The organism is Nocardia sp. GP40 (genome assembly GCF_050434125.1).
GTDB classification, from domain to species: Bacteria; Actinomycetota; Actinomycetes; order Mycobacteriales; family Mycobacteriaceae; genus Nocardia; species Nocardia albiluteola.
Window position 1 is genome coordinate 94,958 of record NZ_JBNPVW010000011.1, and the last position, 14,005, is coordinate 108,962.

Below are 14,005 nucleotides of genomic sequence, written 5' to 3' on the forward strand. Positions count from 1 at the left end.
AGTGTAACGCAATTTGTGTTACAGCCATGGCGTGGTGTGGCGCTCGGACCGCCGGTCTACTCCTCCGGCCCGTCGGCATCCGGCGAGGGCTCCGGATCTCCCCCACCGCGGATCGTGTAGAGCAACCCGTCCAGTTCGTCGGGCTTGATCAGCACGTCGCGGGCCTTGGAGCCCTCGCTGGGGCCGACGACGCCGCGGGTCTCCATCAGATCCATCAGGCGGCCAGCCTTGGCGAAGCCGACCCGCAGCTTGCGCTGCAGCATGGAGGTGGAGCCGAACTGCGAGGTGACGACCAGCTCGACCGCCTGCACGAACAGGTCCAGGTCGTCGCCGATATCGGGGTCGACGTCCTTCTTCTCCCCGGCCTTGGCGGCGGTGACGCCCTCGGTGTAGTCCGGCTCGGCCTGGTTCTTGGCGAAGTCGACGACGGCCTGGATCTCCTCGTCGGAGATGAACGCGCCCTGCAGGCGGGTCGGCTTGGACGCACCCATCGGCAGGAACAGCCCGTCGCCCATGCCGATCAGCTTCTCCGCGCCCGGCTGATCCAGGATGACCCGCGAATCGGTGAGCGAGGAGGTCGCGAAGGCCAGCCGCGAGGGCACGTTGGTCTTGATCAGGCCGGTGACGACGTCCACCGACGGCCGCTGCGTGGCCAGGACCAGGTGGATACCGGCCGCGCGGGCCTTCTGGGTGATGCGCACGATCGCGTCCTCGACGTCGCGCGGCGCGGTCATCATCAGATCCGCGAGCTCGTCGACGATGGCCAGGATGTACGGATACGGCCGGTAGACCCGCTCGCTGCCCAGCGGAGTGGTGATCTGCCCCGACTTCACCTTCTTGTTGAAGTCGTCGATGTGCCGGACCTTGCTGGCCTGCATGTCCTGGTAGCGCTGCTCCATCTCCTCCACCAGCCAGGCCAGCGCGGCGGCGGCCTTCTTGGGCTGGGTGATGATGGGGGTGATCAGATGCGGAATGCCCTCGTACGGTGTGAGTTCCACCATCTTCGGGTCGATCAGAATCATCCGCACCTCCTCGGGGGTGGCGCGGTGCAGCAGGGAGACCAGCATCGAGTTCACGAAGCTCGACTTGCCCGAGCCGGTGGATCCGGCGACCAGCAGATGTGGCATCTTCGCCAGGTTCGCCGAGAGGTACTCGCCCTCGATGTTCTTGCCGAGCCCGATGAGCAACGGGTGGTGGACGTTTCGTGTGGACGGCGCCTTGAGCACGTCGGCCAGGCGGACCAGCTCGCGGTCGGCGTTGGGCACCTCGATACCGACCGCGGACTTGCCCGGGATGGGCGCGAGCAGCCGGACGTTCTCCGTCGCAACGGCATAGGCGATATTGCGCGCGAGCGCGGTGATCTTCTCGACCTTCACACCGGGCCCGAGCTCGACCTCGTAGCGGGTGACGGTCGGGCCGCGCACGAATCCGGTGACCGCGGCGTCGATCTTGAACTGCACCAGCACCTCGGTGATCGCCTCGATCATCGATTCGTTTGCGGCGCTGCGCTTCTTGGGTGGTTCGCCGTCGGTGAGCAGCGTCAGCGGCGGCAGGTGGTAGTCGCCGTCGACCTCGCGCTCGGTGACGAACTCGAGCTGCTGCGGTTCCGGGGGCGGCGGGGTCTGATCGATGACCTTGGGCGCCTTGCGCTTCGGCTTCTCGACGGGCGCGGCCGGGGTTTCAACGGGCGGCTTGTCGGCGATCGCCTTGGCGGCCTGTAGCGGCGGCTCGCCGATTGCCTCGGTGACCGCATCAGATCCGCCGAATTCGTCGGTCGGGTAGTTCTCCCGCGGTGTGCGACCGCGTTTGCGGGAGCTGTTCCGATGGAGCGGAAAACCGTCCTCGTCATAGCCTTCCGCGTCGTACAGCCCGTATTGGTCGTCGTAGGAGTCGTATTCGTCGCCGCCGACGCCGAACAGCCAGCGCAGCCGCTCGGGCACCTCGCGCACCGTGGTCCCGGTCAGCAGGAGAATGCCGAATGCCATGGCCAGCAATAGCAGCGGCACCGCGAGCCACGAGGTGAGACCATTGCGCAGCGGGCCGCCCATGACGTATCCGACGAATCCGGCCGCGTGCGCGCGCCCGTGGGCATCGGCCGGCGAACCGGCGGCGATGTGCCACAGTCCCAGGAACGGCAGCGCGACCAGCACGCCGCCCAGGACCAGCCGTGGCCGGATCTCCGGATGGGGTTCGGTGCGCATCAGGATCACCGCTATCGCGCAGGCCACGAACGGCAGTGCCGCTGAGGCGGACCCGGTGAACAGGCGCACCGCGGTATCGATCGCGTGCCCGATCGGACCGCCCGCACCCAGCCACACCGCCGCCGCGATGACGACGCTGAAGGCGACCAGCGCCAGCGCGATGCCGTCGCGCCGGTGCCCGTGTTCGATCTCCCCGGCCCGGCTCAGCGTGCGGGTGGTGGCGCCCATGCCGCGCGCGAGCATCGTCCAGCCGTTGCCGACGCCCCGCCGGAATACCGCCAGCGGCGCGGTGTTCGATTTCCGGCGCGGGGCCGGGCGGCGGGCCGAGGCCTTGCGCGCGCGGGGCGCGGCCGCCCTTGTCGAACCTCCGGTGGATCCGCCGCGTGAACCGGCCGAACGGGACCGTGCCGGAGCCCGCCCCCGCGCCGATCCCGCCCGCGAACGAGACGCCGTGGTACTGCGGGACTTGCCTGCCATGACTCACAGGCTAGCCGCAACAGCCCCATCGAGACCATCCGCAACACCCACACCACGGACATCACATGACGAAATCTCGGCCACGTTCGGGCAACGGCGTCCGCGCGACCCGCGAAACCAAGATCCGGGTCACAGATTAGCGGTCGGCCCCGCCGAGTCGGCCAGACACGCCGCTGGCGCGTCCAAGCCCACACCTCCGAGACCTGTCTCGCACCGACATCCGAGGCCGACAGCGCCCCCGTCACGGTGAATCAGTCGATCCGCACTGCATGTCCGGTGACCCGAATGCCGGCTGCGGCTGGATCGAGGTCGACCAGCAGCCGGCTCGGCCGACCCATATCCGCGCCCTGGGTGATGGAGATTCGGCCAGATTCGGCATAACCGATGTCGCGGAGGTATCCGCCGAAGGCCGCCGCTGCGGCACCGGTTGCGGCGTCCTCGACGACTCCGCCGATGGGGAAGGGGTCGCGGGCCTGGAAGCGGCGATCGTCCTGGTGCCAGAACAGGTGCACCGTCGTCCACCCGGCCTCGCGCATGACCGCGCCGAGGGCGTCGAAGTCGTAGTTCAGGGCGGCCAGGCGTTCGCGGGACGCGGCGGCCAGCATCAGATGCTCGTTGCCCGCATAAGCCACCCGGGCGGGAAAGGCCGGATCGAGATCGGCCGGGTCCCAGCCGAGTGCTTCCAGCGTGCCGGAGATCTCGGTCGCGGTCGCCGCCCTGGAATGCGTTGCGACGCTGGTCAATGTCGCGGCCGGGTGATCATCGGCGGCACTGGTCTCGACGACGACGTCGCCGGTGTTGGTTCGGAAATTCAGGGTGCCGGGGCCGATGCGTTCGGTGAGTGCGACCGCGGTCGCGATGGTGGCGTGGCCACAGAAATCGACCTCGGCAAGCGGGCTGAAATAGCGAACCCGGTAGTGCCGGTCGTCTGTGCGGTTCAGGAAGGCAGTCTCCGAATAGCCGACCTTCCCGGCGATCCGCTGCATCTCGGAGTCGTCGAGTCCGGCCCCGTCGAGGACGACCCCGGCGGGGTTGCCGCCGGCCGGATCGGTACTGAATGCGGTGTAGCGCAGTACTTCGGTGCTCATATGTCTTATGCTCGCATCGCGCGGCGATCGGGTCCAACGATGTATTTTGATATTCTCTATCGGATATTCCGATAGCATCGGCGGTATGGACACCCGGGTACTCGCCACCTTCGTCGCACTCGCGAGGACCGGCAGTTTCACTGCGACCGCGGCCGAATTACACCTCGCCCAGTCGACGGTGACCGCACACATCAAGACGCTGGAGACCGAGCTCGGGCTGCGGCTGTTCGATCGGCTGCGGCTCGGCGCGACGCTGACCGACGCGGGGCGGCGGACCCTGGAGAAGGCCGGTCTGGTCCTCGATGCCGAGGCAGCGCTGCGCGCCGATCCGGATGTAGCCGGCCCGATCCAAGGCACGGTCGGCATCGTGGCGCCGGAATCCCTGTGCGGGCACCTGCTTCCCGGAGTGATCGCGGCGTTGCACCGACGTCATCCCGGGGTCGAGGTCACGCTGTCGCCGGCGGGCACGGCCGACGCGATCGACGCGCTACGCGCCGGCCGCTATGCGCTCGCACTGATGCTCGAGCCGTCGCTCGCGGCGCCCGATCTCGTTGTCGATCAGCTGGGCACTCTCGAACTCGCATTCGTCACCGATCGGCGGCAATCGGTGACGGCGCAATCGTGGGCGGAGTTGGCGGAGCAGCGATGGTTCCTACTCGAAGAGGGCTGCACCTACAGCGACGAGGTCGCTCGGTGCCTGCGGGACAGTGCGGCGGTGGTTCGCACGACTCGGCTGGGCAGTATCGAGGCCACCCGGGCCTGCGTCGCGGCTGGACTCGGACTGGCCGTACTGCCCGTTTTCGCCGTCGACGAGCGGCGGCTGGCTCGTTTCGCCGGGCCGGCGATCGCCGAACCCGGATTGCTGCTGGCCCGTCACCGCCGCCGGTCGACCGGCCGTACGCTCGACGCGGTGATCGAGGAAATCCGGCGCGGTGCAACGAAGCTGCTTTCCGGCGGGTAATCCTATTCGCCCGCCATAGCGAGCAAGGAGGGGCAGCCGCATCCGGTGTGGGTGACCTTCGCGCTAGCGGTCGAGGAGACGCGGCTCAGATACTGCGATTGCAATCGTGCACCGCGCGGACATCCGCCTCCGCGCCCGCGGCCTCGAGGCGAACCTCGTTGCGGCCGAAGGCGTGGAACAGCAGCTCCGAGGGCTCGCCGGTGAGCACGACCTCCGGACCGGCGCCCTTGTGCGCGGTGACCCGATCACCCTGCGGCGTGGCCAGCACGACGGTCACCGGGGCCTTGCGGTAGGCCATCCGGGCCATCCGGCGCACCGTGTTCCACAGCTGCTCCTGATCCGCGACAGCCAATTCCCTGGGCTCCCAGTCCGGTTGCGCGCGCCGCACGTCCTCGTGGTGCACAAAGTATTCGGCGAGGTTGGCCACCGCGTCGACCGGGCGCAACGGCGACCACCAGGGCGGGCCGGTGCGCACCTGCTCGAGCAGCTCTGCGAAGGGCCGCCCGGCCGCCTTGGCCTGCACCGAATCCAGGTATCCGGCAAGGGGTTTGATCATGATGCCGGGGGCCGCGTCGGGCCGCCGCTCGCGAACGACCAAGTGCGCGGCCAGATCCCGGACGGTCCACTCACCACAGAGCGTCGGGGCGTCGGGCCCGGCCGCGGTCATGGTGACGACCAACGCGCGCCGTTCGCGCTGAGCCATACTCATGAGGTGAGCCTAACGGAGTCGCACCCGCACCGCTCCACAGGCGACCACGGGCCCGAACAACCTGAACACCTACCCCTCCGAGCGACCGACGGCAGTCCGATGACCCCGCTGTGACGCCACGACAACGGCCCTCCGCCTCGACGAGACAGAGGGCCGTTGCGTGAAAATCTCAGACCCCGATGACGGTCGGCACGATCATCGGACGACGCCGGTACGCCTCGGCGACCCAGCGCCCCACCACCCGGCGTACGCCCTGCGCGATCCGGTGGGTGTCGGTGACACCCTCCCCGGCCAGGCGCAGCAGCTCCGACACGACCAGCTCCTGCGCGCCGGTCAGCGCCTCCGGATCGTCGGAGAAGCCGCGGCCGCTGACCTCGGGCGCGCTGACCGCCTTGCCGGTGGTCGCGTCGACCGCGACGGTGATCGAGATGAAGCCGCCCTCGCCGAGCACCAGGCGATCGGACAGCGTGGATTCGCCCACGTCGCCGACCGAGAGCCCGTCGACGTACACCTGACCGACCGGCACCCGGCCCACGATCGAGGCGATGCCGTCGACCAGGTCCACGACCACGCCGTCCTCGGCCAGTATCACCCGGTCCTCGGGCACGCCGGTCGCGGCCGCCAGGGCCCCGTTGGCGCGCAGGTGCCGCCATTCGCCGTGCACCGGCATCGCATTGGTGGGCCGCACCGCGTTGTACAGGTACAGCAGCTCGCCGGCCGAGGCGTGCCCCGAGACGTGTACCTTCGCGTTCTGCTGGGTGACGACGGTCGCGCCCAGCCGCGCCAGCCCGTTGACGACGCCGAAGACGGCGTTCTCGTTGCCGGGGATGAGCGAGGAGGCCAGCACCACCAGATCGTCGGCGCGGATGTTGATCTGCCGGTGCTCACCGCGCGCCATCCGCGACAGCGCCGAGAGCGGCTCGCCCTGCGAACCGGTGGAGATCAGCACCAGCTTGTGCACCGGCAGGTTGGCGGCCTGATCGAGATCGACCACGACCCCGTCGGGAATCTCGAGGTAGCCCAGATCCTGCGCGATCTGCATGTTGCGCACCATGGACCGCCCGACGAAGCACACCCGCCGGTCGTACCGCTGCGCGACCTCGACCACCTGCTGGATGCGATGCACGTGGCTGGCGAACGAGGCGACGATGACCCGGCCCTTGGCCTTGCCGATGACGCTGTCCAGCACCGGGCCGATCTCGCGCTCGGGGGTGACGAAGCCGGGCACCTCGGCGTTGGTGGAGTCGACCAGGAACAGGTCCACGCCCTCGTCGCCGAGCCGGGAGAAGCCGGCCAGGTCGGTCAGGCGCCCGTCCAGTGGGAGCTGGTCGAGCTTGATGTCGCCGGTGTGCAGCGCCAGGCCCGCGGGGGTGCGGATGGCCACGGCGATGGCGTCCGGGATCGAGTGGTTGACCGCGAAGTACTCGCACTCGAACGGGCCATGGGTCGTCTTCTCGCCCTCGGTGACCTCGATCAGCTTGGGCTGCAACCGATGTTCGCGGCACTTGGCCGCGACCAGCGCAAGCGTGAACTTCGAACCGATCACCGGGATGTCGCGCCGCAGCCGCAGCAGGAACGGCACCGCGCCGATGTGATCCTCGTGCCCGTGCGTGAGCACGACCGCGACCACGTCGTCCATCCGGTCCTCGATCGGCCGGAAGTCGGGCAGGATCAGGTCGACGCCGGGCTGCTGATCCTCCGGGAACAGCACGCCGCAGTCGACGATCAGCAGCTTGCCGCCGAATTCGAAAACCGTCATGTTGCGGCCGATTTCGCCGATGCCGCCCAGGGCGAAGACGCGTAATCCGTTGCGCGGCAGCTTCGGCGGCAGGCCTGCGGGCTGCTGCTCGGCCGAAACCGGGTGCGGCGCAGACTGATCGAAGCGGCCGCGGCCGCCACGGCCACGCGCGGGGCGGCGGGCGGCGCCGTTGCGCTCGGCGGGCGCCTCGGACTTCTCCTGGCGGGCCTTGGCGGGCTGGGACTTCGTCGCCTTCGCGGCACGGGATCGCGTCGCCTTCGCGGGCTGTGCGCCCTCGGCATCCTGCTTCGCCGAGCCGCGCGCGGGCTGCTCCGGCTGCGCCGCGTCGGCGTCCTGCTTGGCGGAACTCCGCGAGGCCTTCTTGGGCTCGGCCGACACCGGCTGTGCGGCAACGGGTTCCGGCGCGGGCGCGGGCGCGCCGGCGGACCGGGAGGCCGCCCTGCGGGGGCGGCGGGCCGGGGCGACGGGGGCGCCGCTGTCCTGTTCGTTCGAACCTGCGGTCTGGTCGTTCACGAGAGCACCCCCGCGATCCGCAGATCCGCGGCGATCGCGTCGATCTGCTCGGTGTCGGGCATCAACTGGGGCAGGCGCGGCTCGCCGACCTCCACTCCGAGCAGCCGCAGCGCCGCCTTGGTCATCGACACGCCGCCGACCCGGGCCATCGCCCGGCACAGCGGCAGCATGCCGACGTGCAGCTCGCGCGCCCGCACCACGTCACCGGTGAGGTAGGCGTGCCGCAGCTGGCGCAGCCGCTCCGGCACGAGATGTCCGATGACGCTGATGAATCCGGTCGCGCCGACCGATAGCCACGGCAGGTTGAGGATGTCGTCTCCCGAGTAGTAGGTCAGGTCGGTCTCCGCGATCAGCTGGGCGCCACCGGCCAGGTCGCCCTTGGCGTCCTTCACCGCGACGATGCGCGGGTGCTCCGACAGGCGCAGGATCGTCTCCGAGGCGATCGGCACCACCGAGCGGGGCGGAATGTCGTAGAGGGTCACCGGCAGATCGGTGGCATCGGCCACGGCGGTGAAGTGGGCGATCAGGCCCTCCTGCGAGGGGCGCGAGTAGTACGGGGTAACCACCAGCAATCCGTGCGCGCCCGCGCGCTGGGCGTTGCGGGCCAGCTCGATGCTGTGCGCGGTGTCGTAGGTGCCGGCGCCGGCGATGACGGTGGCGCGCTCGCCCACCGCCCCGACGACCGCATGCAGCAGATCGAACTTCTCCGACTCGGTGGTGGTCGGCGACTCCCCGGTGGTGCCGGATATGGCGAGCAGGTCGACACCGCGATCGACCAGGTGAGCGGCCAGGGCCACTCCGGCATCGACATCGAGCTTGCCCTCGGCGGTAAAGGGGGTCACCATCGCGACACCGACCGTGCCGGAGGCGCGCAGCTCCGTTCCCGTCGATTCACCGTTCGTCATGGTCAGAAAGGCTACCTGGTCGCCATGTACGGCCCGAACGGTCGCCCTCCATACCCGCTGGGCCCCAGGGCGAATTCGAAGCACATTCACTGTTGCGGCGCCAGATTTGCCTTGAATGACGCCACATTTGACGTCATTATGGTGTCATGGATTTGAACAAGTACACCGCCCGCCTCCGCGAGGACCTGGTCACCGCCGCGGCCCTGGGGGACGAAAAGACCCAGTCCACCGCGGCGGCCCTGGCCTCGGCCACCGAGAACGCCGCCCGGCTGACCCTGCTGGCCGCGCTGTCGGATCTGGCCGCGGAGATCAGCGAATCGCTCGGCGACCGCACGGTGCACGTCTCGGTGGACGGCACCGACGCGCACGTCGATGTGCGCGGGAACGGGTCGCAACCCGGCCAGGAGGCACCCACGTTCGAGGACATCACCGGTGACATCAGCCGAGTCACGCTGCGCATGGTCGACGAGATCAAGAACCGTGCCCAGCAGGCCGCCGCGCAGAGCGGGATGTCGCTGAACTCGTGGCTGGGCGCGACGGTGCAGGACGCCCTGCGCGATCAGATGCGGCCGCGCCGGCATTACCACGCCGAGACGTTCCGGGAGGATGCTCCGAACGGCGAGGCGAAGCAGGATCGGCCGAAGGACCACGACGAAGCCTGAAATATCCTCGCGCACAGGGTATCTCGTCGGGCTCAGCTCGTGACCGCGACGTTCCCCTCGGTGTCGATCTCGGTGCGGCGGTCGTAGTCGGGGGCGTGCGCCAGCACCGTGGCCAGCACCCGGCGGCCCGGCGGCAGCACCCGCACGGTCACCGAACCCGCGTTGGCGGCGTCCAGTTCCGTTGCCGCCGAGTCGATCACACACCGGCGTACACCGGGCGGCGCGTCCGCGAAGCCGCCGTCGTCCAGCAGCACCACCTCTACCCCGCGCGCCCGCGCACCCCGGGCGGCGCTGCTGAGCTCCTCGGTCACCAGCTGCGGGGCCCGGAGGCCGTCGCGCAGCTCGGCCTCCAGCAGCCGGCACTGCTCGCGCTCAGCGCCCGTCAGCACCGCGCCGTCGGCGATCCGCTCCAGGATCGGGCGCGCGACCCGGTCCAGACGGCCGAGCTGCCGGATCCGTTCGCCGTCCGCGGCGGCCATCGTGGCCGCCGCGGCCGCGCGCCTCTCCGCCTCCTCGCGCAGCATGCGCAGTGACCGCTGGGTAGGTCGCATGATCACCGAGAACACGGAGATGGCCGTCACCGTACCCACCGGGACGATCGACGCGGAGACGACGGTGTCGGCGGGCACGCCGTACACGGCCGCGGCGGCAACGAGCACCGCGGCCGACGCCGCCACGCTGAGCCACGCGGCCCCGATCCGCCTGCGCAGCACCAGCACCGCGACCACGTACGAGGAGGCGAAGGTCGTCCAGACCAGATGCCGGGCCGGTGCGGAGTTCAGGGTCGTGGCGGTCAGCACGGTGGCGACCGGCCCGCCTCCGGCAACGATCGCGGTGACCGGCAGCGGCAGCGGATCGGTCGGCGCCATCAGTACAAGCGCCCCGGCGACCGCCATCACCACCAGCGCGCTCAGCGCGCGCACCGGCGATGCGGCGCCGAGGTTGCCGAGCATGTACAGCACGATGGTCAGTTCCAGGACCAGCAGGAACAACCATGCGACGCCGCCACGCAGGCCGAGCAGATCCCGCAGGTCGAAACCGGATTCCGGGTCGGCATCGGGGGATTCCGGGTCACGGAAGGTCATCGCCGCCCCACACCAGCGTCACCGTGACGCCCTCTCCCGGGCGTGATTCCACGAATCCGGCACCGCCGGGCAGCTGGCGCATCCGCCCCAGGATGCTGACCGCGATGCCCAGGCGGTCGGCGGGCACCTGCCGCACGTCGAACCCCGCTCCGTCGTCGGCGAATACGAGCCGGATGCTGCCGGCGCTGATCGTGCAGGTCACCGTGCGGCAGACCGGGCGTCCCTCACCGGCGGCGTGGCGCAGACTGTTTCGCACCGCCTCCCCGAGCGCCGCGGCCAGGGTCCCGGCGACCGCGACGGGCATGCGCATATCGTCGTAGCCGGGCCAGGTACGGGTGGCGAACCGGATACCCGGATTGATCTCGTGCACCGCCGAACGCAGATAGATCACTGCCGACCTGGCGTCGAGCACATCAGGCCCGGGCGCATCGAGACGGATTTCGTCGAGCTGAGTCAGAGTCGCCCGAGCCTGTCTGCGCACAACCGAGTTCACCGGGGCCGACCCGGTCGAGTCGACCACCCGCTGTGCGGTCGTGAATGCCGGCGCGTCCGCGGCAGTGCACGTCTCGTTGCCTCGCGAGGCATCGAGCAGGGTAGACAGCACGGCGTCGTGGATGAGCGCGGCGAACCGGGCACGCTCGTGATCGCGGGCGGTCGTAGCGGCGGCCGCTGCCGCGCGCCGCCCGGCGATCGCAGATTCCCGATCCACCCGCGCGCCGGCGCGCCGCGCGCAGGTCATGCACCACAGGAACAGCGTCGACAGGCCCAGCGCCCGCACGAAGTCGTTCGCCGCCAACAACGTTGTGATCGGTTGGGCCAGAAAGATATCGGTGCATACCACCGCGGTCGCACCGATCAGGAGGTAGCCGATCGCGACCGGCAGCGGCCAGGCCAGCGCCGCGACGAGTACGCCGAGCGGCAGCATCCGGTAGAGCCACACCGACGAGGCGTCGAGGGTGTGCGGGTGCAGCGCGAACAACGTGATCGCCAGAGCCTCCAGGTAACTCACCGCCGCCAAACCGGCCACGGCACGGACCGTCGTGGGCCTCGACCACACCGACATCCCGGCCAGCACCGGGAAGAATCCAAAGGTCAGCACAACGGCGATCGGGGTCCACCCGCCGGGCGCACCCCGGCCCTGCTCCACGATCTCCGGCAGGTCGACCAGCCCCATGATCACCCCGCCCAGCCCGATCGACAGCCCCACGCGCCGCACGATGCCGTCCGTTGCCGACCACGACACGGGTTGTGCCGCGGCGACTCTCCCCCACCATCCGGGCCCGGCCGGCACCTGGGGCCTGGTGTGCGCACGCCGGGATTTCAGGGCGCCCGCAGCGGTCATGTCTGTGCCTCGCCGGCGCTCGGCTCCGACATGCCCGCTGTGGCGGCTGTGCCGATCAACCGCTCGCCGCGCTCGCTCATGCCCGCGGATTGCGCTCGGGCACCGGCAGCCAGCCGTCCTCGACCGCCCGCTTGTACAGGTCGGTCTTGGTGGGGGCGGGACGCCCGGCATCGGCGTACTTCTGGCGGATCCGGCCGAGATAGTCGTTGACGGTCTGTTCGGACAGACCCGTCATGCGCGCGACCCGCGAGGCCTTCTCCCCCGACGCGTACAGCGTGAGCACCTCCTGCTGACGTGGGCTGAGCCCGACGTCGGACAGCTGCGGGTCGCCGTCGATGGCCGCGGCCCAGTCGGTCGTCACGACCTGCTCGCCCGACGCGGCCGCGCGCACGGCCGACACTACGGTCTGCACGTCCTCGGACTTGCGGACGACCCCCAGCACCCCCGCCCGGGCCGCCGCCCGCACCAGGAACGGATTGTCGGCCCCGGTGAACACCAGTACCTCGAGGCCGGCCTCACGCAGCGCGCGCACATTGTCCTCGGGCGCGGAACCGTCCGCGAGTCGCAGATCCAGCACCACCAGATCCAATTCCGGTGCGGCATCGAATAATTCGGCCACCGTCCCGGCGGTGATCACGAGTTCGAGGTCGTCCTGCGGCGCCAGCATGCTGGCCAGCCCCAGCGCGACGGACTCGTGATCCTCGACCAGCCCGATCCGCCGCGGCGCGGCCTGCCCCTGATATGCCCCGTCCATACCGCTGTCACCTCTTCCCAGCTCCCGAACACCTCGCCCCCGGTGGCGGCGCGCGCGTACGCCGCCGGAACCCGGAAACGTACTGGATTCGAGTATGCAGGTGCGGGAGGCCGAGCGTCAGCCATTGGTTTCGGGGGGTCGCGGCGTCAGTGGAAGCCGAGTGCCGCCCACGTTTTCGGGCCGACGACACCATCGGCGGCCAGACCGGCGTGCTGCTGGAAGTAGACAACCCGGTCGTGGGTCGCCGCACCGAACACGCCATCGACCGCCAGCGCGGGCAGTTTCGGATACCAGCGGTTGAGGGTCTGCTGCAGCTTGGTCACCGCCTCACCGCGGGATCCGTTCTGCAGCGTGGGCAGGCCGGAGGGTCCCCTGGCGTCTGGGTGTCCATGATATGTCTCCACTTCTTTTGTGGTTCTTCACAATTCGATGCGCGCCCACTCCGCCCAGAGACCTGGGGGCTTGCACCCTTTCGAGGCGCGCTACCACAATGGCGATCCGGCCGAACGGCCAGGAAAAGCACGGCCCGGAAACAATCTCGGCCCGGCACGTTGGGATGGACATGAACCAGGGGGACGATCTCGGTCGTCCCGCAATTCTGGGAGTCGAACTGCGCCAGGACGATCCGCGGGTGCGGGTGAGCGGCGCGGCGGTGGCACTTCCCGACTGATCCGATGCGTGGCGGCCGGCGGCCGTCGCCCTGCCCCGAGTGATCCCGTGCGGGCGTAGCGCTGTCGGACGGATCCGATGTGCGGCAGCCGTTCACGCACGCCCGCACCGGATTCGACCGGCCGCACAAGGCGCCGCCGCGAATACACCGGAGGACCACAGCGTTTGGATCCCCGGCCGGAAGGCTAATCTGCAGCTCACGGCCGAGCGCGCGGGGAGGCGCGTCCGGCATCGACACCCGAGGGACGGATATGAGCGTGACAAATCGCTGGGCACTGGGAGTGGTGGCAATCGGCGCGGCGGCAACGGTATTGACCGGCTGCTCGAACAGTCAGAAGGACGCATCCCCCGCGGCGAGCTCGGCCTCGCAGCAGACCGCCACCGCGACCGCCGCGCCCAGCCACCCCGCGAAGGCGACCGCGTCGAGTTCCGGCGGCTGCACGAGCGCGCACGTCAAGGCCACCCTCGGCAAGCTCACCACGCTGACGCCGGGGCAGAACACGCAGCCGGTGACGTTGACCAACACCTCGGGCGCACCGTGCAAGCTGAACGGATTTCCCGACGTCGATCTGGTCGGCACGGGCGAGAATGTGGTCGGAACGACCGGCGCGTCACCGAACTACAAGTGGACGCTGGAGCACTCCAACGCCACCGCGGCCACGATCACCCTCCCGCCGGGCGGCGCCGGGAGCTTCGACATCACCTACCTTGCCGACGCCGGCGGCGACCCCGTACTGAAGGTCGCCTCGATCCAGCTGACCCTGCCGGGCGACAGCGCCCATACCGCCGTCGCCTGGAACGCGGCGGTCATGTTGCAGGACATGGCAACCCACCCCGGAACCTACTCCGGACCGTTCGTCGCCGCGCACTGACGACCGGT

At 69.8% G+C, this 14,005-nt stretch carries 13 protein-coding genes; 4 read left to right on the forward strand and 9 right to left on the reverse strand.

Features of this window, described 5'->3' with window-relative positions; genetic code table 11:
- Positions 1-56: 56 nt before the first annotated feature.
- Both ABH933_RS29615 and ABH933_RS29620 read right to left on the reverse strand, forming a co-directional pair.
- Complete coding sequence (locus ABH933_RS29615; protein WP_429422430.1) at positions 57-2,678, reverse strand: DNA translocase FtsK 4TM domain-containing protein; 2,622 nt, start codon at positions 2,676-2,678, stop codon at positions 57-59.
- Between the two features lie 251 nt (positions 2,679-2,929).
- Complete coding sequence (locus ABH933_RS29620) at positions 2,930-3,766, reverse strand: PhzF family phenazine biosynthesis protein (RefSeq protein ID WP_429422428.1); 837 nt, start codon at positions 3,764-3,766, stop codon at positions 2,930-2,932.
- A gap of 85 nt (positions 3,767-3,851) precedes the next feature.
- Between ABH933_RS29620 and ABH933_RS29625 the strand changes: the two genes are divergently transcribed.
- Entirely contained in the window at positions 3,852-4,727 is an 876-nt protein-coding gene (locus ABH933_RS29625) for a LysR family transcriptional regulator (protein WP_429422426.1), read from the forward strand.
- A gap of 85 nt (positions 4,728-4,812) precedes the next feature.
- Here the strand turns inward: ABH933_RS29625 and ABH933_RS29630 are convergent, their stop codons facing one another.
- The 3 genes from ABH933_RS29630 to dapA form a co-directional block, all read right to left on the reverse strand.
- Positions 4,813-5,436 carry a TIGR03085 family metal-binding protein gene (locus ABH933_RS29630; RefSeq protein WP_429422424.1) on the reverse strand — a complete coding sequence of 208 codons (624 nt, stop codon included), beginning with the start codon at positions 5,434-5,436 and terminating at the stop codon, positions 4,813-4,815.
- A gap of 169 nt (positions 5,437-5,605) precedes the next feature.
- Positions 5,606-7,708, reverse strand: a complete 2,103-nt coding sequence (locus tag ABH933_RS29635) for an RNase J family beta-CASP ribonuclease (RefSeq protein WP_429422422.1) — start codon at positions 7,706-7,708, stop codon at positions 5,606-5,608.
- Positions 7,705-8,613, reverse strand: coding sequence for a 4-hydroxy-tetrahydrodipicolinate synthase (gene dapA, locus ABH933_RS29640; RefSeq protein ID WP_429422420.1), 909 nt, complete (start codon positions 8,611-8,613; stop codon positions 7,705-7,707). The genes ABH933_RS29635 and dapA overlap by 4 nt, the downstream gene beginning before the upstream one ends.
- A gap of 146 nt (positions 8,614-8,759) precedes the next feature.
- On the opposite strand from dapA, the gene ABH933_RS29645 reads away from it, so the two are divergent.
- Complete coding sequence (locus tag ABH933_RS29645) at positions 8,760-9,275, forward strand: hypothetical protein (protein ID WP_429422419.1); 516 nt, start codon at positions 8,760-8,762, stop codon at positions 9,273-9,275.
- Positions 9,276-9,307: 32 nt separating this feature from the next.
- Here the strand turns inward: ABH933_RS29645 and ABH933_RS29650 are convergent, their stop codons facing one another.
- The 4 genes from ABH933_RS29650 to ABH933_RS29665 form a co-directional block, all read right to left on the reverse strand.
- Positions 9,308-10,360: a hypothetical protein gene (locus tag ABH933_RS29650; protein ID WP_429422417.1), complete on the reverse strand. Its 1,053-nt coding sequence runs from the start codon at positions 10,358-10,360 to the stop codon at positions 9,308-9,310.
- Complete coding sequence (locus ABH933_RS29655) at positions 10,347-11,702, reverse strand: sensor histidine kinase (RefSeq protein ID WP_429422415.1); 1,356 nt, start codon at positions 11,700-11,702, stop codon at positions 10,347-10,349. The genes ABH933_RS29650 and ABH933_RS29655 overlap by 14 nt, the downstream gene beginning before the upstream one ends.
- Positions 11,703-11,778: 76 nt before the next feature.
- Entirely contained in the window at positions 11,779-12,456 is a 678-nt protein-coding gene (locus ABH933_RS29660; protein ID WP_215923240.1) for a response regulator transcription factor, read from the reverse strand.
- Positions 12,457-12,602: 146 nt separating this feature from the next.
- Positions 12,603-12,779 carry a peptidoglycan-binding domain-containing protein gene (locus tag ABH933_RS29665; protein WP_429422413.1) on the reverse strand — a complete coding sequence of 59 codons (177 nt, stop codon included), beginning with the start codon at positions 12,777-12,779 and terminating at the stop codon, positions 12,603-12,605.
- A gap of 167 nt (positions 12,780-12,946) precedes the next feature.
- On the opposite strand from ABH933_RS29665, the gene ABH933_RS29670 reads away from it, so the two are divergent.
- Both ABH933_RS29670 and ABH933_RS29675 read left to right on the forward strand, forming a co-directional pair.
- The gene (locus tag ABH933_RS29670) at positions 12,947-13,126 is read left to right on the forward strand and encodes a hypothetical protein (RefSeq protein WP_429422412.1); all 180 of its coding nucleotides are present in this window, start codon (positions 12,947-12,949) and stop codon (positions 13,124-13,126) included.
- Between the two features lie 250 nt (positions 13,127-13,376).
- The gene (locus ABH933_RS29675) at positions 13,377-13,997 is read left to right on the forward strand and encodes a DUF4232 domain-containing protein (RefSeq protein WP_429422411.1); all 621 of its coding nucleotides are present in this window, start codon (positions 13,377-13,379) and stop codon (positions 13,995-13,997) included.
- The last annotated feature ends 8 nt before the right edge of the window (positions 13,998-14,005 follow it).

What these genes read in the sequence shown, in the direction of transcription:
- ABH933_RS29660 (WP_215923240.1), bottom strand. Translation starts at nt 12,456, where the DNA reads ATGGACGGGGCATATCAGGGGCAGGCCGCGCCGCGGCGGATCGGGCTG.
- ABH933_RS29620 (WP_429422428.1), bottom strand. Translation starts at nt 3,766, where the DNA reads ATGAGCACCGAAGTACTGCGCTACACCGCATTCAGTACCGATCCGGCC.
- ABH933_RS29670 (WP_429422412.1), top strand. Translation starts at nt 12,947, where the DNA reads ATGGCGATCCGGCCGAACGGCCAGGAAAAGCACGGCCCGGAAACAATC.
- ABH933_RS29645 (WP_429422419.1), top strand. Translation starts at nt 8,760, where the DNA reads ATGGATTTGAACAAGTACACCGCCCGCCTCCGCGAGGACCTGGTCACC.
- dapA (WP_429422420.1), bottom strand. Translation starts at nt 8,613, where the DNA reads ATGACGAACGGTGAATCGACGGGAACGGAGCTGCGCGCCTCCGGCACG.
- ABH933_RS29630 (WP_429422424.1), bottom strand. Translation starts at nt 5,436, where the DNA reads ATGAGTATGGCTCAGCGCGAACGGCGCGCGTTGGTCGTCACCATGACC.
- ABH933_RS29675 (WP_429422411.1), top strand. Translation starts at nt 13,377, where the DNA reads ATGAGCGTGACAAATCGCTGGGCACTGGGAGTGGTGGCAATCGGCGCG.
- ABH933_RS29650 (WP_429422417.1), bottom strand. Translation starts at nt 10,360, where the DNA reads ATGACCTTCCGTGACCCGGAATCCCCCGATGCCGACCCGGAATCCGGT.
- ABH933_RS29655 (WP_429422415.1), bottom strand. Translation starts at nt 11,702, where the DNA reads ATGACCGCTGCGGGCGCCCTGAAATCCCGGCGTGCGCACACCAGGCCC.
- ABH933_RS29625 (WP_429422426.1), top strand. Translation starts at nt 3,852, where the DNA reads ATGGACACCCGGGTACTCGCCACCTTCGTCGCACTCGCGAGGACCGGC.
- ABH933_RS29615 (WP_429422430.1), bottom strand. Translation starts at nt 2,678, where the DNA reads ATGGCAGGCAAGTCCCGCAGTACCACGGCGTCTCGTTCGCGGGCGGGA.